We start from the raw sequence: 21867 nt of genomic DNA on the forward strand, positions 1-21867 counted from the left end.
TTGAGTTATTTTATGGCTTGGATGTGATAAAAATGATTTCTAGTATGACAGGGTTTGGAAGATCGAAAGTAGAAAGTGATACTTTTCAAATTACAGTAGAAATGAAATCGGTGAACCACCGTTTTTTAGAGATGAGTATTCGACTTCCTAAGCAAATGATGGTATTTGAGGACAAAATTCGTAAAATAATTGCACAGCAAGTTCGACGTGGACGCATTGAAGTGTCTATTAGTATAGCGGGTGAAGGACTTGTTGAAAGAAAATTAAGTGTGAATTGGTCACTTCTTGAGCAGTACCAATCGATGATGGAAGATATAAAAGGGAAATTTCAATTACAAGATTCTATTACACTTCAGCAATTAATGGCAATGCCAGAAGTAACAGCAATTGAAGAAATAGAAAATGTAAATGAACATTTTGAGAACAGTTTATATGAGGCTGTTCGTCAAGCTGCTCATATGTTGAAAACGATGAGAGATGGCGAAGGAGAACGATTACATAAAGATATAGCGTATCGTTTACAAGAGATTAGCAATTGTGTAAATGCAATTATTCCACATGCACCAATTGTTACACAAAAATATCGTGAACGATTAGAAAATCGCTTAAAAGAATTACATAATCAAGATCTAGATGAACAAAGATTGCTAACAGAAGTCGCAATCTTTGCAGAGCGTTGTGATATTCATGAAGAGTTAGTTCGTTTGCAAAGTCATTTAGAGCAATTTCGTGAAACATTGCAGATTGAAGAGCCTGTTGGAAGGAAAATGGATTTCATCGTGCAAGAGATGCATAGAGAAATTAATACGATTGGTTCTAAGGCAAATGACTTAACAATTTCAAAATATGTTGTAGAAATGAAAAATAACCTTGAAAAAATTCGTGAACAAGTACAAAATATTGAGTAGCTTTCAAAAAATATATAAAGTTATACGTGGTGGAGAAATCGGATAGACTTACTAGGAGGCGCAAACTATGGCCATGCGGTTTTTAAATATTGGATACGGAAATATTGTATCTGCTCATCGAATTATTGCTATTGTAAGTCCGGAGTCAGCTCCTATTAAACGAACAGTACAGGAAGCACGCGAACATAATGCTTTGCTTGATGCTACGTATGGGAGAAAAACAAGGGCGGTTATTGTTATGGATGATGGGCATGTTGTATTAAGTCCAATTCAACCAGAGACGATTGCACATCGTTTGAATAATAAAGAAGATTTAAGTGAGGAAGGGTAGGTTTTACATATTTATGAGAAGTAGAAGAGGATTGCTCATCGTTCTTTCAGGGCCTTCTGGGGTTGGAAAAGGGACGGTTCGTAAAGAGCTGTTTAGCCATGAGGATACACGTTTTCAGTACTCTATTTCAGTAACGACACGTAAGCCGCGTGAAGGTGAAGTAGATGGTGTGGATTATTTCTTTAAAGAAAGAGAAGAATTCGAGGAAATGATTCGTAATGAAAAATTACTTGAGTGGGCTGAGTTCGTAGGTAATTATTACGGAACACCGATTGACTATGTTGAAAAAACATTACAAGAAGGAAAAGATGTATTCTTAGAAATTGAAGTGCAAGGAGCAATTCAAGTTAAGAAAGCTTTCCCAGAAGGTGTATTTATTTTCTTAGCACCTCCAAGTTTATCTGAACTAAAGAGCCGTATTGTCGGACGTGGTACAGAGACTGAAGATGTTATTGAAAATCGTTTAACTGTAGCGAAAGAAGAAATCGAGATGATGGACGCTTACGACTATGTAGTAGAAAACGATCAAGTTGAATTAGCTTGTGATAGAATTAAAGCAATTGTGGTTGGCGAACATTGCCGCCGCGAAAGGGTAGCAAAATATTATAAAGAAATGACGGAGGGTCTATAATTATGTTAAATCCATCAATTGACTCATTACTACAAAAAATCGATTCTAAGTACACATTAGTAACAGTAGCTGCAAAACGCGCGCGTGAAATGCAACTTGCTAATAACTGTGTTGTAGAAAAACCTGTTTCTCATAAATGTGTAGGTAAAGCATTAGAAGAAATCGATGCAGAAGCATTAAGCTACGTACCAAGTGAAGATAAAGTAGCTGAATAAGCCTTTGCCTTCGACAAAATAAAACATAGACTTTATAATTTTCTATGTAACGGTAACAACCTATTTACAAGTAGGTTGTTATTTTTTTACGAAAGGAATGAAATATTGGTACTGACGAGCTGAGAATTCTATTTCAGTATTATAAGTTTGAAAAAGAAAGAGGACGAGTCATATGCTAAAAGGGAAAAAGATACTTCTATGTGTAACAGGAGGCATTGCGGTTTTTAAAGCAGCTGCGTTAACGAGTAAATTGACACAATCTGGCGCGATTGTAAAAGTAATGATGAGTGAGTCGGCAATGAAGTTTGTTACGCCTCTTACATTCCAAGCGCTTTCTCGCCATGATGTATATACGGATACATTTGATGAGAAAGACTCAGCTGTTATTGCTCATATTGATTTAGCAGATTGGGCGGATGTTGTACTTGTCGCACCTGCTACTGCCAATTGTATTGGAAAGTTAGCTGGTGGTATTGCAGATGATATGATTACAACTACTTTGTTAGCTACTACAGCTCCGGTATGGATTGCGCCTGCTATGAATGTGCATATGTATGAAAATAAAATAGTTCAAAAAAATATGATGACATTGAAAACGCTAGGATATACATTTATTGAGCCTGGGGAAGGCTTTTTAGCATGTGGATATGTGGCGAAGGGACGACTAGAAGAACCTGAAGCAATTATTGCACGGTTAGAGGAAGCTTTCTCAGAACACAAACCATTGCAGGGAAAAAGAATATTAATAACTGCTGGCCCAACACGTGAAAAGGTTGATCCAGTTCGTTTTATGACAAATTTTTCTTCTGGAAAAATGGGGTATGCGATTGCGGAAGTGGCAGCGAATTTAGGCGCTGATGTTATACTCGTTTCAGGACCGACAGCATTAAATACACCGTTACATGTAACGACAGTGCAAGTGGAATCTGCACAAGATATGTTAGAAGCGGTTCTTCAACATTATCAAAACGTAGACGTTGTCATTAAAACAGCAGCAGTTGCAGATTATCGTCCGAAATATGTTCATGAGAATAAAATGAAAAAGCAAAATGGTGATGCTGTCATTGAACTTGAAAGAACGGTGGATATTTTAAAAACGTTAGGTCAGAAAAAGGATAAACAGTTACTTATCGGTTTTGCTGCTGAAACGACAAATGTAGAGGAATATGCAACGAAAAAACTACGTGAGAAAAATGCAGATATGATTGTCGCGAATGATGTAAAAGCGCAAGGAGCTGGATTTGGCACGGATACGAATATTGTAACAATGTATAGAAAAGATGGAAAAGTTATTGAGTTGCCAATTTTAATGAAAAAAGAGGTAGCTCGTGAAATATTGAAGCAAATTGAAATGATGTTAGAAGATGATCGTTTATGAAATTTGCAAGTGTAATTGTTGATGTACCTGCCCGTCAGACAGATCGACCATTTGATTACATTATCCCTAAAAAATGGGAAGATATTGTACAGACAGGAATGCGTGTAGTAGTTCCGTTTGGCCCAAGAAAATTGCAAGGTTTTATTATTGGGATTAAAGATTCGGTGGATGTAGAAAGTAAGAAGTTAAAGACAATCCATGAAATATTAGATGTAACACCGGTTTTAAATGATGAATTATTAAAGCTTGGATATTGGCTTACAAGTGAAACGTTATGCTACATGATTTCAGCTTTTCAAGTGATGCTTCCAACTGCGATAAAAGCAACGTATAAAAAACGTCTACAACTTTGTAAACAGGAAGAAATAGCACCTGAAATACTATATTTATTTCAGGATGAAGAAGCAATTGATTTTGAAGTAATCGAGCAACAGCCACATTTATACCGAACTATTCAACAAGAAATTAAAAATGGTACGGTTGAAGTCGTTTATCAAGTGAAAGATAAAGTACAAAAGAAGAAGCAAAGAGTGGTTCAGCCGGAGTTGCCAGAAGATAAATTGGAATTAGCGGCATTTGAACTGAAAAGTAAAAAACAACAAGATGTACTTTATTATTTTGTGGAAAATTATAAAAGTGCACCGTTGAAAGTAATTACAGAAGAGTTACAAATAACAGATGCTCCAATAAAAGCACTTGTTAAAAAGGGATTCATTTCAGAAAAGTATGTGGAAGTATACCGAAATCCGTATGACGATGATGATTTTGAACAAACAAAACCATTTCCACTTACGGAGGAACAAAAACAAGTTATTACACCGATTTTATCATCAATTACAAATGAAACTTATAATCCATTTTTACTATATGGTGTTACAGGAAGTGGAAAGACAGAAGTATATTTACAATCTATAGCAGCAGTGCTCAAGAAAGGAAAAGAAGCTATCGTTCTTGTTCCTGAAATTGCACTAACGCCCCAAATGGTGGATCGTTTTAAAGGTAGGTTTGGCTCACAAGTTGCAGTTCTTCATAGTGCGTTGTCTGTTGGAGAAAAGTATGACGAGTGGCGTAAGATTTTAAGAAAAGAAGTGAAAGTTGTAGTTGGTGCGCGTTCAGCTGTTTTTGCGCCTTTTGAGAATTTAGGGATTATTATTATTGATGAAGAGCATGAATCAAGTTACAAACAAGAAGATAATCCGAGGTATCATGCAAGAGATGTAGCTGTCTGGAGAGGACAATATCATAAATGTCCTATCGTTCTTGGTAGTGCGACACCAACACTTGAATCGTTTGCAAGGGCGAAAAAAGGTGTTTATGAACTATTAACAATGGAAAAACGTATGAATGAACAAGCTTTACCAACGGTAGAGATTGTTGACATGCGAGAAGAACTTCGTGACGGGAATCGATCAATGTTTTCTAAGGCGCTGCATGAAAAAATAGCAGATCGATTAGAAAAGAAAGAACAAATGGTACTCTTTTTAAATAGAAGAGGTCATTCTACATTTGTTATGTGCCGTGATTGTGGGTATGTTGTTCAATGTCCGCATTGTGATATTTCATTGACATATCATAAAATGAATCATCGTTTAAAATGTCATTATTGTAGTTACGAAGAGAATATGCCAACTGAGTGTCCAGCTTGTCAAAGTACATACATTCGTTTCTTTGGTACAGGTACACAAAAGGTAGAAGAAGAAATTACAAAACTATTTCCAGAGGCACGAGTCATTCGAATGGATGTAGATACGACAAGTCGAAAAGGAATGCATGAAAAATTATTAAAGGCGTTCGGGGAAGAAAAAGCAGATATATTACTCGGAACACAAATGATTGCTAAAGGATTAGATTTTCCGAAAGTAACGCTCGTTGGGGTGTTAACTGCAGATACGATGCTTCACTTACCTGATTTTCGGGCGAGTGAAAAGACATATCAGCTATTGACGCAAGTAAGTGGACGAGCGGGTAGACATGAATTGCCAGGGGAAGTTGTGATTCAAACGTATACGCCAGAACATTACAGTATAGAGTTAGCGAAGAACCAACAATATGATGTGTTTTTTGACCAAGAAATGCAAATGAGACGAACAAGACAATATCCCCCATATTACTATGTTGTACTCGTAACTGTATCTCATCCTGAATTATTAAAAGCGGTACAAGTGACGGAAAAAATTGCCTCGTATTTACGAACGCATTGCTCACAGCAAACAATGGTGCTAGGACCAGTTGCTTCAGCGATTCCAAGGATAAAAGATAGATATCGTTATCAATGCATGATAAAATACAAACGGGAACCAAACTTAAAGAACGTGCTCAAAATGGTAAATGAACATTATCAAGCAGAAATGCAAAAAGAGCTACAAATCTCAATTGATTTTAATCCAACAATGTTAATGTAGCGGAGGGAAATATGGCAGTTTTAGAAATAATAAAGCATCCAAATGAAGTGTTAGAAACACCATGCGAAAGAGTAATTAACTTTGATAAAAAGTTAGTGAAATTGTTGAAAGATATGCATGAAACAATGTTAATTGCGGACGGAGTCGGTTTAGCTGCGCCTCAAGTAGGTGTAAGCTTGCAAGTAGCGGTTGTTGATGTCGATGATGATACTGGGAAAATCGAGTTAATCAATCCATCAATATTAGAAAAACGTGGTGAACAAGTAGGTCCCGAAGGCTGTTTAAGCTTCCCGGGACTTTATGGTGAAGTAGAACGTGCCGATTATATTAAAGTAAGAGCGCAAAATCGCCGTGGGAAAGTATTCTTATTAGAAGCGGAAGGATTTTTAGCGCGTGCAATTCAACATGAAATTGATCATTTACACGGTGTTTTATTTACATCGAAAGTGACAAGATATTATGAAGAAAACGAACTAGAATAGGTGTTAAAAGGAGCGGTTTTTAAATGATAAAAGTAGTGTTTATGGGAACACCGGACTTTTCAGTGCCGGTGCTTCGTCGTCTTATTGAAGATGGCTATGAGGTAGTAGGTGTTGTGACGCAACCTGATCGTCCAGTAGGTAGAAAAAAAGTATTAACACCTACACCTGTTAAAGTTGAAGCGGAAAAACATGGTATCCCTGTGTTACAGCCGTTAAAAATTCGTGAAAAAGATGAATATGAAAAAGTATTGGCATTAGAGCCAGATTTAATTGTAACAGCTGCATTTGGGCAGATTGTACCAAATGAAATTTTAGAAGCACCGAAGTATGGATGTATTAATGTTCACGCTTCTTTACTTCCTGAACTTCGTGGTGGTGCACCAATTCATTATGCAATTATGGAAGGTAAAGAAAAAACAGGTATTACAATTATGTATATGGTAGAAAAATTGGATGCTGGTGATATCTTAACGCAAGTGGAAGTTGAAATTGAAGAGCGTGAAACGACAGGCTCATTATTTGATAAATTAAGTGAAGCAGGAGCACACCTTCTATCTAAAACAGTACCTTTATTAATCCAAGGTAAGTTAGAACCGATTAAACAAAACGAAGAAGAAGTAACGTTTGCGTACAATATAAAACGTGAGCAAGAGAAAATTGATTGGACAAAAACAGGTGAAGAAGTATACAATCACATTCGCGGATTGAATCCATGGCCAGTTGCTTATACAACTTTAGCGGGACAAGTTGTTAAAGTATGGTGGGGAGAAAAAGTGCCTATAACTGAACCGGCTGAAGCAGGTACGATTGTTGCAATCGAAGAAGATGGTTTTGTTGTAGCAACGAGTAATGAAACAGGTGTTAAAATTACTGAATTGCAACCTTCTGGTAAAAAGCGTATGAGTTGTTCACAATTTTTACGTGGAACAAAACCTGAAATTGGAACGAAGTTAGGAGAAAATGCATGAGACAAAATGTTCGTGAATTAGCTCTTGATGGTTTAATTCAAGTGGAAAAAAGTGGTGCATATAGCAACTTACTTTTAAATAATCTAATTGAAAAAAGTGCAATTGATAGAAAAGATATTGGTTTATTAACTGAAATTGTATATGGAACGATTCAACGTCGTGACACATTAGATTATTATTTACAGCCTTTTTTAAAAAAGAAGGTTGAGGCGTGGGTAAGAGTATTGCTTCGCTTATCTTTATATCAAATGATTTATTTAGACCGAGTGCCAGAAAGAGCGGCTATTCATGAAGCGGTTGAGATTGCAAAGCGTCGCGGGCATAAAGGAATTGCTGGTATGGTGAACGGTGTATTACGTTCGATTCAGAGAGAAGGTGTACCTTCTGTAGATGAAATCAAGGATCCAGTAGAACGTCTTGCAATTACAACAAGTCATCCAGTTTGGCTTGTCCAAGAGTGGACTTCAGAATACGGTTTAGAAACTGCAGAAAAAATGTGCGAAGTAAACATGTTACCCCCTGTACCAACAGCGCGTGTGAATGTTGATAAGGTAACGGTAGAAGAAGCGATTGAGTTGTTGGCAAGTGAAGGTATAGAAGCAAAAAGTGGTGACTTATCAGATGATGCAATTCAGATTGAAAGAGGAAATGTAGCGCATACAGAAGCGTTTAAAAAAGGATTTCTTTCTATTCAAGATGAAAGTTCTATGCTTGTAGCACGCGCTTTAGAACCGAATACGGGAGATGCAGTTCTTGATAGTTGTGCTGCTCCAGGCGGAAAAACAACGCATATCGCGGAACGATTAAAGGGAACTGGTAAGGTCATGTCCCTTGATTTACATGCACACAAAGTACGTTTAATTAAACAGCAAGCAGAGCGACTTGGTCTAGAAAATGTCGAAACTAAAGCGCTAGATGCTAGAAAAGTGCAAGAGCACTTTGCAAATGAAACGTTTGATAAAATATTGGTAGATGCACCGTGTTCTGGATTTGGTGTAATTAGACGTAAGCCTGATATTAAGTTAGGAAAAGATAAAGGCGATAGTGAAAGATTATCGACGATTCAAATTGCAATACTAGAAAAAATAGCACCATTATTAAAACAAGGCGGTCGTCTTGTTTATAGTACGTGCACAATTGAGAAAATAGAAAATGAACAAGTAATAGAGAAATTTTTACAAGAACATCCTGAATTTGAATGGGATACTACGCTTAAAGAGCGTATGCCAGAAAAATTAACTCCGTATATTGATGAAGGTCAAGTACAAATTTTACCGCATTATTTTGCGACGGATGGCTTTTATATTGCTTGTTTAAGGAAGAAGGTGTAGCATCATGGAAACGACTGTAAGAAAACAAAAGAAAAATTTAGAAACGAAGAAACCATCAATTTACTCTTTACAACTTCATGAAATGCAAGATTGGTTAAAGGAACAAGGAGAACCGAAGTTCCGTGCTGGACAAATTTTTGATTGGTTATATAAAAAACGTGTAAAAAATTATGAGGATATGTCAAACCTTTCTAAAGGATTGCGTGATAAATTGTCGAATTCCTTTGATATTACTACTTTAAACACGTTAGTAAAACAAACGTCTTCGGATGGAACAATTAAATTCTTATTCCAATTATATGACGGATATTCTATTGAAACGGTATTAATGCGACACGAATATGGAAATTCCATTTGTGTAACAACGCAAGTTGGTTGTCGTATTGGGTGTACGTTCTGTGCTTCGACACTTGGTGGATTAAAGCGAAACCTAGAAGCTGGAGAAATCGTAGCGCAAGTAGTAGAAGTTCAGCGTGCGCTTGATGAAACGGAAGAACGTGTAAGTTCTCTTGTTGTTATGGGGATTGGAGAACCATTTGATAACTATGATAATTTAATGGGATTCTTACGCATCATTAACCATGAAAAAGGACTTCATATTGGTGCGAGACATATGACTGTTTCGACGAGTGGAATTATCCCGAAAATTTATAAGTTTGCTGAAGAAGATCTACAAATTAATTTTGCGATTTCATTGCATGCTCCAAACTCAGAATTACGTTCAAAATTAATGCCGATTAACCGTGCTTATAAATTACCAGATTTAATGGAAGCTATTAAATACTATGTAAATAGAACAGGGCGTCGTATTACTTTTGAATATGGATTATTTGGAGGAGAAAATGACCAAGTAGAGCATGCTGAAGAGCTTGCTGCGCTCTTAAAAGGTGTAAAATGTCATGTGAACTTGATTCCGGTAAACTACGTACCTGAACGTAATTATGTACGTACGCCACGTGAACAAATTTTCTTGTTCGAGAAAACGTTAAAAGATCGTGGAGTGAATGTAACGATTCGCCGTGAACAAGGTCATGATATTGATGCAGCCTGCGGTCAGTTGCGTGCGAAGGAGCGCAAAGAAGAGACGAGGTGACGAGATGAAAGCCGTATTTCTATCGGATAAAGGAAAAGTTCGTCAACATAATGAAGATAGTGCAGGAGTTTTTCACAATTTAGATGGAAATGTATTAGCGGTAGTAGCAGATGGAATGGGAGGTCATCGAGCTGGTGATGTAGCTAGCTCGATGGCCATTCAATTATTCCATGATTATTGGAAGCAAACACATAATATGAATGAGCCGAAAAAAGTAGAACAATGGTTACATACTAGTGTTGGGATTATTAATGAGCGTATATATGAATACGCTCAGCAAAATGCAGAATGTAATGGTATGGGAACAACGCTTATAATAGCTGTTTGTACACCAAGCTTTGTGACAATAGGGCATATAGGAGATAGTCGTTGCTATATGGTATCAGAAGGAGAAATGACGCTAGTAACGGAAGATCATTCACTTGTAAATGAGCTTGTGAAACATGGTGAAATTTCAAAGGAAGACGCAGAGTATCATCCGAAAAAGAATGTGTTATTAAGAGCATTAGGAACAGAAGAAAAAGTTGGGTTAGATGTTAAAACGTTGGTGATTGAGGAAGATGATCAATTACTTCTTTGCTCTGATGGGTTATCAAACAAAGTTTCTATTGATGATATGCGACAAATTTTACAGTTAAATGAACAGCTTGAAGGTAAAGGGCAGTGTCTCATTCAATTGGCAAATGATCGCGGTGGAGAAGATAATATCACACTTGTTCTTATTGATTATGCGGGTTCGACAAACGAAAGTAGGTGAAGTGCAACGTGCTGATTGGAAAACGCTTAAATGACCGTTATAAGCTGCTGAAAATGATTGGTGGTGGCGGAATGGCCAATGTATATTTAGCTCATGATGATATACTTGGCCGAGATGTAGCGGTAAAAATATTAAGACTCGACTACTCAAATAACGAAGAGTTTATTAAACGTTTCCATCGAGAAGCGCAGTCTGTTACAACGTTGTCGCATCCAAATATTGTGAATATGTATGATGTCGGAGAAGAAGATGGTATATACTATCTTGTCATGGAATATGTACCAGGGCAAACATTGAAGCAATACATAATTGAGCGAGGGATGTTACCTATAGGAGAAGCTCTTGATATTATGGAGCAGTTAACATCCGCTATGGCACATGCCCATCATTTTGAAATTGTGCATCGTGATATAAAGCCGCACAATATTTTAATTCGAGCTGATGGAATAATAAAAGTAACAGATTTTGGAATTGCGACAGCTACAAGTGCAACAACAATTACACATACAAATTCAGTGCTCGGTTCAGTCCATTATTTATCACCAGAACAGGCACGTGGCGGGATAGCAAATAAACAATCAGATATCTATTCTCTTGGAATAGTTATGTTTGAATTGTTAACAGGAAGACAACCGTTTTCTGGCGAATCTGCTGTTGCTATAGCTTTAAAACATTTACAAAGTGAAATCCCATCACCAAAAAGATGGAATGAAAATATTCCGCAAAGTGTTGAAAATATTATATTAAAGGCAACTGCAAAAGATCCGTTTCACCGATATCAATCTGCCAATGCGATGAAGCGAGATATTGAAACTGCGCTATATCCAGAGAGGATAAATGAGCAACCATTTTACATACCGGAAGATATGGAAGCGACGAAAGCGATTCCGATTATTCAACAAGAACAATTATTTGAAAATGTAAGTGATGAAACGATTGTTTTAAAAGGGAGTAAGGTGGAAGAACCGATAAGAGCAGAAGCAGCTGAGTTAGATAAGAAGAAAAAACGGAGTAACAAGTGGCTTAAAGTTTTAATTTCAACATTTTTATTTTTAGCAATAGGAATAACATTAGCACTTACGGTTATTCCAGGATTATTTATTCCGAAAGATGTGAAAGTTCCTGATGTGGCTGGTATGAAATACACGACAGCTGTAAATACATTAGTAGAAAAGGGCTTTGAGGTGACGGAGCCTAATATTGTATATACAGATGATGTTGAAGTTGGGGATGTAATAAAAACGGACCCTGTAGCAGGAAGAGTCGTAAAAGAAAACGCTAAAATTACTATCTATCAATCAGGTGGAAAAAAGAAAAGTAAGATGGCAAATTTCACAGGTCAAAACTTTGAGAGTGTAAAAGCTGAGTTAGAAGAAAAATATAAACAAGTTACGGTAAATTATATTGAAAATGATAAGCCGAAAGGTGAAATTGTAGAACAAATTCCGACGCCTGATCAGATGGTTATAGAAGCGGAGCAAGAACTGAAAATCTGGGTAAGTAAAGGGCCTTATCAAATTAGACCAGGTGACTTTTCGGGGTGGACTGAAAATAGTGTAACTGGTTATTTGAATGAGAGAAAACTAACGTCAGATATAAAACGAGAGTATTCAGATACAGTCGAAAAAGGACTTGTAATTTCGCAATTTCCAAAACCAGGTACACCATTAAAAGAGGGAGATAAAGTAACTATTATTATCTCTGATGGTCAAAAGCCTAAAGTGACTAAAACGGTAAAAGTGGACAATATCTCTATCCCATATGAGCCTGCTGTAACAGGTGAAAAAAAGCCGCAAACAATAGAAATTTATAAAGAAGACATGCAGCAAAAAATGGATAGACCGGTTGAAACGAGAACAATTACTGAATCAGCGACTATTTCTTTAGAATTTGTAATTCAAGAAGGTTCAAAGGGACACTATAAAATTGTACGGGATGGAGTAACGATTATTGATAAAGAAGTACCATATCCAACTCAATAATAGTGAAAGTCTACTTATTATTATTGCCTGTTATGCTGTCTACAAAGTGGACGGTATAGCAGGCAAAAATATATGATTCAAAAAGCTAGTAAAGTGATGCAGCTGTAAATATTTTTTTGCATTTAATGGGAAATTCAATGTATATTAGCGAAAGTATATATGGTAGGTTTTGAAATCGTTATTTGGAAAATTTAAATCCATTCATTTTTAAATTCAGCATCACCTTATACAAAAAAGGAGAATTCTATGCCAGAAGGAAAAATTATAAAAGCTTTAAGTGGGTTTTATTACGTGCAGCATGAAGAAGGGGTTACGCAATGTCGTGGGCGAGGTGTATTTAGAAAAAATAAAATTACACCACTTGTAGGAGACCAAGTTGTTTTTCAGGCAGATAATCCAACTGAAGGTTATGTGCTTGAAGTGTTTGATCGAAAAAATGAACTTGTTAGACCTCCTATTGCTAATGTCGATCAAGCGATCCTTGTGTTCTCTGCAGTAGAACCAGATTTTAATCCTGGACTGTTAGATCGATTTTTAGTGCTGATTGAATATCATAACATTAAGCCAATTATTTGTATTAGCAAGATGGATTTAGTAGATGAAAAGATGAAAGCAACTGTTGAAGCTTATGCGAATGATTATCGTGAGATGGGTTATGATGTTTTATTTACTTCTATTAATACTTCAGAAAGTATTGATATATTAAAACCATACTTAGAAAATTGTGTTTCTGTCGTTGCGGGCCAATCTGGTGTTGGGAAATCTTCAATGCTTAATGTGCTACGTCCAGAATTAGAGCTGAAAACAAATGATATTTCTTCCCATTTAGGACGCGGGAAGCATACGACAAGACACGTAGAATTAATTGCAATTGGGAGTGGACTAGTAGCAGATACACCGGGTTTTAGTTCACTAGATTTCATTGATATAGAAGTAGAAGATCTTACATATTGTTTTCCAGAGTTGAAAGAAGCGAGCCAATACTGTAAATTTAGAGGGTGTACACATCTTTCTGAACCGAAATGTGCGGTGAAAGCTGCGGTTGAAGAAGGGAAGATTACAGAATATCGCTATAAGAACTATAAACAATTCGTAGAAGAAATTAGAGAGAGAAAGCCGAGGTATTAGTTATGATTAAAATTGCACCATCGATTTTATCAGCAGATTTTTCAAAATTAGGGGAAGAGATTAAAGATGTAGAAAAGGGCGGAGCGGATTACATTCACGTTGACGTAATGGATGGACATTTCGTACCAAATATTACGATTGGACCGTTAATTGTAGAAGCAATCCGTCCGATTACATCATTACCATTAGATGTACATTTAATGATTGAAAATCCTGATAACTATATCCCGACTTTCGCACAAGCGGGAGCGGATATTATTACTGTTCACGTAGAGGCGTGTCCGCATCTACATCGTACAATTCAGTTAATTAAATCTCATGGTATTAAAGCGGGCGTTGTATTAAATCCACATACGCCAGTTTCAGTGATTGAGCATGTATTAGAAGATATAGATATGGTATTACTTATGACAGTAAACCCTGGATTTGGTGGACAGAAGTTTATCCATTCTGTATTACCGAAAATTAAACAAGTTGCAGACATGGTGAAAGAGCGCAATCTAGAAGTGGAAATTGAAGTTGATGGTGGTGTAAATGCTGAAACAGCAAGACTTTGTGTGGAAGCAGGAGCAAATGTACTTGTAGCTGGGTCAGCAGTATACAATCAAAAAGACCGCGGTGAAGCAATTCGCGTAATTCGTGGGTAGTGATGAACTTTTATCCTAGTAAGGCATTTATAGGATAGGATAAAAATATGTAAAAAGGCAATCTACCGAATGGCAGATTGCCTTTTTACAATGGAAGGAGAAGAAAAAATGATTATTCATATTTTGGCAGGAGGACCTTCGGAATATTGCGCAGATTTTGCTCGATACGAGAATGAGGAAGTAGTGTGGGCAGCGGTTGATAGGGGAGTATACCGTCTATTAAAGAAAGGGATTACCCCGGCTGTTGCGTTTGGAGATTACGATTCAGTTACTGAAGAAGAATTAGTATGGATGGGACAGCAAACGAACGAATTACATATTGTTCCGCGGGAAAAAGATCAAACGGATTTAGAAATTGCAATCAACTGGGCATTAGAACAGAAGCCGGCACTAATTCGTATTTTTGGTGCTACTGGTGGAAGGCTTGATCACGGTTTGGCAAATATACAGATGCTTTTAAAAGGGTTAGAAGTAGAGATAGAAATGTGTATTGTGGACAATAAAAATGAAATAACAGTTAAAAAAATGGGTACACATATAATTGAAGAAAATAAAAATTTTCCTTATGTATCTTTTGTACCAGTTACTGAAATAGTGGAAGGGATTACATTGTTTGGTTTTAAGTACCCTCTTACTAATAAAACAATAGAGTGGGGATCAACACTTTGTATTAGTAACGAACTCGTTGAGGAAAAAGGTACTTTTTCATTTACTTCTGGCATATTAATGTTGATAAGAAGCACTGATTGAAGAAACAATTTTGCTCCTTACATCATATAGTGACCAAGTGGAGTAATGGGGATTAGGAGGGAAACCATGAGATTTTATACAATTAAGTTACCTAAATTTCTTGGTGGAATAGTTCGTGCAATGTTAAATACCTTCAAAAAAGATTAAAAAAAGCACCTATCACCGGTGCTTTTTCCATTGTTATAGTAAAAAAAGAGCCTATCGGCTCTTTTTTTTATTATTAAACACGTTCGATTTTGCCAGATTTTAATGCTCTAGCAGAAACGTAAACACGTTGAACTTTTCCGTCGATGCGTACGCGAACTTTTTGAAGGTTAGCGCCCCACTTACGTTTTGTAGCGTTCATTGCGTGAGAACGAGAGTTACCAGAACGAGCTTTTCTTCCAGTAATAGCACAAACACGAGCCATTTATATTTCCCTCCCTTGATACCTTACCATACGTAATTTTTCAATGTTAGTCTTTTATGCGATGCTAAAAACACTACTATAATTTAACACAACTAAAAAGAGAATGCAACACCGTAGAAAAAAGAAATCAAGAAAATTTACTTGACACTATATGTCAATGAAGAAAAGTTGAAATCCATAAAAATTGCTTGACATATTATAGTGGTACATGTTGTATAATAACAATGGACTATTTTGCTCATCATAAAAAAGTGTAATTTAAAACATAAAATATGAGAGTGAAAAGAAAGAACGATGGAATTTTCTTTAAAAAGATTATATGATAGTAACTAAAGTAGTCTAGCTCACTTTCACCATTTATGAAGGGGGAAACGAGATGTCAATTGAAATTAAAACGAAGTACGGTCAAATTGATATTAGTACAGATGTAATTGCAACAATTGCTGGAGGTGCCGCGGTAGATTGCTACGGTATCGTAGGTATGGCATCAAAAAATCAGTTAAAAGATGGATTAACAGACATTTTACGAAAAGAAAACTTCACTAGAGGTGTTATTGTTCGTAAAGATGAAGATGAAGTACATATTGATATGTATATTATTGTGAGCTATGGTACGAAAATTTCAGAAGTGGCACATAATGTGCAGACGAAAGTGAAATATACATTAGATCAAACTGTAGGACTAGCAGTAGATTCTGTAAACATCTACGTACAAGGAGTTAAAGTAATAAACTTGTAATGTGCATTAAGGAGGAAAATCTGTGTCAATTCAAAAAATTGATGGAAAACGTTTATCACAAATGATCATGCAAGGAGCGAATAATTTAACAAACAATGTTCAGCTTGTTGATGCATTAAACGTATTTCCAGTTCCAGATGGCGATACCGGTACAAACATGAACTTATCTATGACTTCAGGTGCGCGTGAAGTGAAAGCAAACCCTTCACAGCATGCTGGTAAAGTCGGCGTAAGTTTAGCCAAAGGATTATTAATGGGAGCTCGTGGTAACTCTGGAGTTATTTTATCTCAGTTGTTCCGTGGTTTCTCTAAATCCATTGAACAAAAAGAAGAATTAACAACAGTTGATTTTGCTGCAGCACTAGAAGCTGGAGTAGAGGCGGCTTATAAAGCGGTTATGAAACCGATTGAAGGAACGATTTTAACGGTTGCAAGAGAAACGGGTAAATATGCAGTAACAGTTGCGAAAAAACAGCGCGACTTTGTTTTGTTTATGGAAGACGTTGTGAAAGAAGCAAACGCATCGTTAAATCGTACGCCAGATTTATTACCTGTATTAAAACAAGTTGGCGTTGTAGATAGCGGTGGTAAAGGTCTTGTAGTGGTATACGAAGGATTTTTAGCTGACTTAAAAGGAGAAACGATTTCTTCTGATGCACCGACGCAACCATCTATGAATGAAATGGTACGCGCAGAACATCACCGTAGTGTACAAAGCCAATTGAGTACAGAAGATATTAAGTATGGATATTGTACGGAGTTCATGGTGAAATTAGAGGCTGAAAAGGTGAAAGAGCATAATTTCTCTGAACAAAAATTCCGTGAAGATATTAGTGTATATGGTGATTCTCTACTAGTTGTGTCTGATGATGAAATTGTAAAAGTTCATATCCATGCAGAACATCCTGGAGACGCTATGAACTACGGGCAAAAATACGGTAGTTTAATTAAGATTAAAGTAGAAAATATGCGTGAACAGCATACTGCTTTATTAGATGAACCTACTATGGTTCCTGAACAACCAGCTCAATCGAAAGAAAAACAACCATATGGTATCGTAACTGTAGCTATGGGGTCTGGTATTAAAACTTTATTTGAGAGCATCGGCGCAACGAAAGTTATCGAAGGTGGTCAAACGATGAATCCAAGTACGGAGGATATCGTGAAGGCAATTGAAGAAGCAAATGCTGAAAAAATCATTATTTTACCGAATAACGGAAATATTGTAATGGCAGCAGAACAAGCGGCATCAGTTGTAGATCAAGAAGTTATTGTTGTTCGTTCGAAAACAGTTCCTCAAGGTATGGCAGCAATGTTAGCATTTAACCCAGTTGGAACGTTAGAAGAGAATGAAGAAAACATGCAAGAAGCTTTATCTCATGTGAAAACAGGTCAAATTACGTATGCTGTACGTGATACGGAAATTGATGGTGTAGCAATTCAAAAAGATGATTTCATGTGTATTGCAGATGGGAAAATTGTATCTACAAATGCTGAAAAAGTAGGAGCTGCGAAGCAATTACTAGAAGCGCTTATTGATGAAGATTCTGAAATCGTAACGATTCTACAAGGTGAAGATGCAACTGACGAAGAAGTAGCGGAGTTAGTTGAATTTGTAGAAGAGAAATTTGAAGATGCAGAAGTAGAAGTGCATGCTGGAAACCAACCAGTGTATTCTTTCATCTTCTCTGTAGAATAAGATAAGATTCGTTTTGAAAATAAATGGATTACTTACTTGCTAATGGATAAGAAGTAGTAATATGAAGGTTATTACTAGTTTTTATTCAAAAGGCTAGCATATTGAAGAGAGAAAAGAGCCTTGCTGCTAATAGTGAGGCTCTTTTTTACTTGTTTTATATAAGGGATTTGAGTAGTTTCTCTTAGAATGCCTATGATAGAATATATAAGGTGAAAGAGAGCGATTACAGATGCTAATTGGTACTCAAATAAAATGCAATAAAGAAAATAATGTGACGGGGTGTGAGAATCTTGAATGATGTTGTACAAGTTCCTGTTACGGATGTAAAGGGGATAGGAGGAGAAACATCTGAGTTACTACATGAGATGGGTATTTATACAGTTTCTCATCTATTAGAACATTTTCCGTACCGTTATGAAGATTATGCGATGAAAGATCTTGCTGAAGTAAAGCATGATGAACGTGTAACGGTTGAAGGGAAGATTCATAGTGCTCCTTTGCTGCAATATTATGGTAAGAAGAAATCGCGTTTAACAGTTCGTGTTCTCGTCGGTCGTTATTTAATTACGGCGGTATGTTTTAATAGGCCTTACTATAAGCAAAAATTAAAGTTAGATGAAACGGTAACGATTACTGGTAAATGGGATCAACATCGTCAAACAATTGCTGTATCAGAACTTCATTTTGGGCCGGTTGTACGTCAACAAGAAGTGGAACCTGTTTATTCAGTAAAGGGGAAACTTACAGTAAAACAGATGCGTCGTTTTATTGCTCAAGCGTTAAAGGAATATGGAGATTCTATAGTCGAAGTGTTACCGGATGGTTTGTTAGGGCGATATAAATTATTACCAAGATATGAAGCGCTTAGGGCATTGCATTTTCCGGTAGGACAGGAAGATTTGAAGCAAGCGCGTCGCCGTTTTGTATATGAAGAATTTTTCTTATTTCAGCTGAAAATGCAAACGCTCCGGAAAATGGAGAGGGAAAATTCAAAAGGGACGAAGAAAGAGATTCCGTCAGTAGAATTACAAGAATTTATCGATGCACTGCCGTTTCCATTAACGGGTGCGCAGCACCGAGTTGTAGATGAAATTTTGAAAGATATGACATCTCCTTATCGGATGAACCGACTATTGCAAGGTGACGTTGGTTCTGGGAAAACAGTTGTTGCTGCGATTGGCCTTTATGCATCGAAATTAGCTCATTATCAAGGTGCTTTAATGGTTCCTACAGAAATTTTAGCTGAGCAACATTATCAGTCGCTTGCTGAAACGTTTTCGCATTTTGGTATGAAGGTGGAACTGTTAACAAGTTCTGTTAAAGGTGCGAGACGTCGAGAAATTTTAGCGAAGTTAGAACAAGGAGAAATAGATATTCTTGTTGGAACGCATGCCTTAATTCAAGATGAAGTTATATTTCATAGGTTGGGTCTCGTTATTACAGATGAACAGCATCGATTTGGTGTAGCGCAGCGCCGAGTTTTACGGGAGAAAGGTGAAAGTCCAGATGTATTATTTATGACAGCGACACCAATTCCGCGTACGCTTGCAATTACTGCATTTGGAGAGATGGATGTTTCGATAATCGATGAGATGCCAGCAGGTAGAAAGGTGATTGAAACATATTGGGCAAAACATGATATGTTAGATCGCGTTCTCGGTTTTGTTGAAAAGGAGATAAAAAAAGGAAGACAGGCATACGTTATTTGTCCTCTAATTGAAGAATCTGAGAAACTTGATGTGCAAAATGCTATCGACTTACATAGTATGCTGACGCATCATTACCAAGGGAAATGCCAAGTTGGATTGATGCATGGGAGATTATCGTCTCAGGAAAAAGAAGAGATAATGGGACAGTTTAGTGAAAATAAAGTGCAAATTCTTGTATCGACAACAGTTGTTGAAGTAGGTGTGAACGTACCGAATGCGACTGTAATGGTTATTTATGATGCAGAACGTTTCGGTTTATCGCAGCTTCATCAGCTTAGAGGGCGTGTCGGACGTGGTAGTGAGCAATCATATTGTTTATTAATAGCAGACCCTAAATCAGAAACAGGGAAAGAAAGAATGCGCATAATGACTGAAACAAATGATGGATTTGTATTGTCAGAAAAAGATTTAGAATTACGAGGTCCTGGAGATTTCTTTGGGAGTAAGCAAAGTGGCTTACCAGAATTTAAGGTTGCTGACATGGTACATGATTATCGAGCGTTAGAAACAGCAAGGCAAGATGCGGCGATACTAGTAGATTCAGAAGCGTTTTGGCACAATGATCAGTACGCTGCCTTGCGTACGTATCTTGATGGGACAGGGGTGTTCCAAGGAGAGAAGCTCGATTAAAGGGAGTCAACAAAAGTTTTTGTTGCATTCTACTTTTAATGATTATATACTACTGTTAGTACCTAGTCATAAAAATGGATGGTGCGGTATGAAAAAAAGAAGAAGTAAAAAAGAAAGACAAGAGTTATTACAACAAACAATCGAATCAAATCCTTTTATTACGGATGAAGATTTAGCGGAAAAATTTCAAGTGAGTATACAAACAGTACGACTTGATCGTATGGAATTGTCTATTCCTGAATTAAGAGAGAGAATTAAACATGTAGCTACAAAGCAACATGAAGAAGATGTGAAATCTTTACCGTTAGAAGAGGTTGTTGGAGAAATTATTGATATTGAATTAGATAGACATGCAATCTCTATCTTTGAAGTAAAGGTAGAACATGTATTTAAAAGAAATCAAATTGCCCGTGGGCATCATCTGTTTGCGCAAGCAAACTCACTAGCTGTTGCAGTTATTGATGAAGAATTAGCTTTAACTGCAAAGTCTACCATTCGATACATTCGCCCTGTAAAATTAGGAGAGCGTGTTGTTGCAAAAGCGCGCGTTGAAGATGTAGAGAATGATAAGGGACGGACGGTTGTCAAAGTGCGTAGCTTCGTTGGAGAAGAACTTGTTTTTACAGGCACTTTTGAAATGTATCGATCTAGTAATTATAGTGAGGAAGGTAACAACTTATGAAAATCGCAATAGATGCAATGGGCGGAGATCACGCTCCAAAGGCTGTAGTATTAGGGGCAATGAAAGCTATTAAGGAATATTCTGATTTACATATTACGTTAGTAGGGAAAGAAGAGGAAATTCGTCAATACTTAACGAGTGATGAACGAATTACTATTCTTCATACAGACGAAAAAATAGAATCAACGGAGGAACCAGTAAGAGCGGTTCGTCGAAAAAAACAAGCTTCAATGGTGCTTGCGGCACAACAAGTAAAGGATGGAGAAGCAGACGCTTGTATATCCGCAGGTAGTACAGGAGCTTTAATGGCAGCTGGATTATTTGTTGTCGGTCGTATGGAAGGAATTGAGCGACCAGCTTTATCGCCTACAATGCCAACTGTAGATGGAAAAGGTTTTGTTATGTTAGATGTTGGAGCAAATGTTGATGCAAAACCAATTCATTTATATCAATATGCAGTAATGGGATCTGTTTATGCTGAGAAGGTAAGAGGAATTGAAAATCCTCGCGTTGGACTATTAAACGTTGGAACAGAGGATGGAAAAGGAAACGAGCTTTCAAAGCAAGTATTTGCAATGCTTAAAGATGCGCCAATTAATTTCGTTGGGAACATTGAATCAAGAGATTTATTGCAAGGTGTAGCAGATGTTGTTGTATGTGATGGTTTTACAGGGAATGTAGCGTTGAAATCATTAGAGGGAACAGCACTTGCGCTATTCTCTATGTTGAAAGAACAATTAATGAGTTCATTTACGAGTAAATTAGCAGCGGCGGTATTAAAGCCAAAACTTATGGTATTAAAAGATAAAATGGATTATTCGGAGTATGGAGGAGCTGCATTATTTGGATTGAAAGCACCTGTCATTAAGGCTCACGGTTCTTCTAATGACCAGTCGATATTTAGTGCGATTCGTCAAACGAGAGAAATGGTAGCGAAAGAAGTAATTCCTACGATTTCAAGCGTAATGGAGAAAGAGTCACTCCAATAAGAGGAGG

Annotated in this window: 22 protein-coding genes; 21 read left to right on the plus strand and 1 reads right to left on the minus strand. The window is 36.9% G+C overall.

Going from position 1 to position 21867, the window contains the following annotated elements:
* Window positions 1-32 precede the first annotated feature (32 nt).
* The 16 genes from B9A45_RS10045 (at window position 33) to spoVM (ending at window position 15150) form a co-directional block, all read left to right on the plus strand.
* Window positions 33-908, plus strand: a complete 876-nt coding sequence (locus B9A45_RS10045) for a YicC/YloC family endoribonuclease (protein ID WP_000625869.1) — start codon at window positions 33-35, stop codon at window positions 906-908.
* A gap of 67 nt (window positions 909-975) precedes the next feature.
* Window positions 976-1239 (plus strand): extracellular matrix/biofilm regulator RemA, encoded by a 264-nt coding sequence (locus B9A45_RS10050; protein ID WP_001251456.1) that lies wholly within the window; start codon window positions 976-978, stop codon window positions 1237-1239.
* A gap of 13 nt (window positions 1240-1252) precedes the next feature.
* A complete protein-coding gene (gmk, locus tag B9A45_RS10055) occupies window positions 1253-1870 on the plus strand; it encodes a guanylate kinase (RefSeq protein ID WP_001257741.1) in 618 nt (205 codons plus the stop codon).
* A 2-nt stretch (window positions 1871-1872) separates the two neighbouring features.
* Complete coding sequence (gene rpoZ, locus B9A45_RS10060; RefSeq protein ID WP_000933960.1) at window positions 1873-2085, plus strand: DNA-directed RNA polymerase subunit omega; 213 nt, start codon at window positions 1873-1875, stop codon at window positions 2083-2085.
* A gap of 172 nt (window positions 2086-2257) precedes the next feature.
* Window positions 2258-3463 carry a bifunctional phosphopantothenoylcysteine decarboxylase/phosphopantothenate--cysteine ligase CoaBC gene (gene coaBC, locus B9A45_RS10065; RefSeq protein WP_000911753.1) on the plus strand — a complete coding sequence of 402 codons (1206 nt, stop codon included), beginning with the start codon at window positions 2258-2260 and terminating at the stop codon, window positions 3461-3463.
* Window positions 3460-5865, plus strand: a complete 2406-nt coding sequence (priA, locus tag B9A45_RS10070; RefSeq protein WP_084064011.1) for a primosomal protein N' — start codon at window positions 3460-3462, stop codon at window positions 5863-5865. The genes coaBC and priA overlap by 4 nt, the downstream gene beginning before the upstream one ends.
* An 11-nt stretch (window positions 5866-5876) precedes the next feature.
* The gene (gene def / locus B9A45_RS10075; RefSeq protein ID WP_000279455.1) at window positions 5877-6347 is read left to right on the plus strand and encodes a peptide deformylase; all 471 of its coding nucleotides are present in this window, start codon (window positions 5877-5879) and stop codon (window positions 6345-6347) included.
* 23 nt (window positions 6348-6370) lie between these two features.
* Window positions 6371-7315, plus strand: coding sequence for a methionyl-tRNA formyltransferase (gene fmt, locus B9A45_RS10080; protein ID WP_000598804.1), 945 nt, complete (start codon window positions 6371-6373; stop codon window positions 7313-7315).
* Window positions 7312-8646, plus strand: a complete 1335-nt coding sequence (rsmB, locus tag B9A45_RS10085; RefSeq protein WP_001249668.1) for a 16S rRNA (cytosine(967)-C(5))-methyltransferase RsmB — start codon at window positions 7312-7314, stop codon at window positions 8644-8646. Before fmt ends, rsmB begins: the two co-directional genes overlap by 4 nt.
* A gap of 4 nt (window positions 8647-8650) precedes the next feature.
* Window positions 8651-9739, plus strand: a complete 1089-nt coding sequence (gene rlmN, locus B9A45_RS10090; protein ID WP_084064012.1) for a dual-specificity RNA methyltransferase RlmN — start codon at window positions 8651-8653, stop codon at window positions 9737-9739.
* Between the two features lie 4 nt (window positions 9740-9743).
* Window positions 9744-10496: a Stp1/IreP family PP2C-type Ser/Thr phosphatase gene (locus B9A45_RS10095; protein ID WP_000648703.1), complete on the plus strand. Its 753-nt coding sequence runs from the start codon at window positions 9744-9746 to the stop codon at window positions 10494-10496.
* 8 nt (window positions 10497-10504) lie between these two features.
* On the plus strand, window positions 10505-12478 hold the full coding sequence (pknB, locus tag B9A45_RS10100) for a Stk1 family PASTA domain-containing Ser/Thr kinase (protein WP_000904748.1): 1974 nt from the start codon (window positions 10505-10507) through the stop codon (window positions 12476-12478).
* Between the two features lie 246 nt (window positions 12479-12724).
* A complete protein-coding gene (rsgA, locus tag B9A45_RS10105) occupies window positions 12725-13606 on the plus strand; it encodes a ribosome small subunit-dependent GTPase A (protein ID WP_001113932.1) in 882 nt (293 codons plus the stop codon).
* Window positions 13607-13608: 2 nt separating this feature from the next.
* A complete protein-coding gene (gene rpe / locus B9A45_RS10110) occupies window positions 13609-14253 on the plus strand; it encodes a ribulose-phosphate 3-epimerase (protein WP_000589974.1) in 645 nt (214 codons plus the stop codon).
* A gap of 69 nt (window positions 14254-14322) precedes the next feature.
* On the plus strand, window positions 14323-15003 hold the full coding sequence (locus tag B9A45_RS10115; RefSeq protein ID WP_000752663.1) for a thiamine diphosphokinase: 681 nt from the start codon (window positions 14323-14325) through the stop codon (window positions 15001-15003).
* Window positions 15004-15069: 66 nt separating this feature from the next.
* The gene (gene spoVM, locus B9A45_RS10120; protein ID WP_001213599.1) at window positions 15070-15150 is read left to right on the plus strand and encodes a stage V sporulation protein SpoVM; all 81 of its coding nucleotides are present in this window, start codon (window positions 15070-15072) and stop codon (window positions 15148-15150) included.
* Between the two features lie 73 nt (window positions 15151-15223).
* Here the strand turns inward: spoVM and rpmB are convergent, their stop codons facing one another.
* A complete protein-coding gene (gene rpmB / locus B9A45_RS10125; RefSeq protein ID WP_000124776.1) occupies window positions 15224-15412 on the minus strand; it encodes a 50S ribosomal protein L28 in 189 nt (62 codons plus the stop codon).
* Between the two features lie 376 nt (window positions 15413-15788).
* On the opposite strand from rpmB, the gene B9A45_RS10130 reads away from it, so the two are divergent.
* The 5 genes from B9A45_RS10130 (at window position 15789) to plsX (ending at window position 21860) form a co-directional block, all read left to right on the plus strand.
* Entirely contained in the window at window positions 15789-16151 is a 363-nt protein-coding gene (locus B9A45_RS10130; RefSeq protein WP_000021109.1) for an Asp23/Gls24 family envelope stress response protein, read from the plus strand.
* Between the two features lie 22 nt (window positions 16152-16173).
* The gene (locus B9A45_RS10135; protein WP_000027129.1) at window positions 16174-17850 is read left to right on the plus strand and encodes a DAK2 domain-containing protein; all 1677 of its coding nucleotides are present in this window, start codon (window positions 16174-16176) and stop codon (window positions 17848-17850) included.
* Between the two features lie 290 nt (window positions 17851-18140).
* The gene (gene recG / locus B9A45_RS10140) at window positions 18141-20189 is read left to right on the plus strand and encodes an ATP-dependent DNA helicase RecG (RefSeq protein ID WP_001000811.1); all 2049 of its coding nucleotides are present in this window, start codon (window positions 18141-18143) and stop codon (window positions 20187-20189) included.
* A gap of 88 nt (window positions 20190-20277) precedes the next feature.
* Window positions 20278-20871, plus strand: coding sequence for a transcription factor FapR (gene fapR, locus B9A45_RS10145; protein WP_000747349.1), 594 nt, complete (start codon window positions 20278-20280; stop codon window positions 20869-20871).
* Entirely contained in the window at window positions 20868-21860 is a 993-nt protein-coding gene (plsX, locus tag B9A45_RS10150; protein ID WP_000684098.1) for a phosphate acyltransferase PlsX, read from the plus strand. The genes fapR and plsX overlap by 4 nt, the downstream gene beginning before the upstream one ends.
* Window positions 21861-21867: the final 7 nt, after the last annotated feature.

The sequence above is a fragment of the Bacillus sp. JKS001846 genome, from assembly GCF_900176455.1.
GTDB classification, from domain to species: Bacteria; Bacillota; Bacilli; order Bacillales; family Bacillaceae_G; genus Bacillus_A; species Bacillus_A cereus.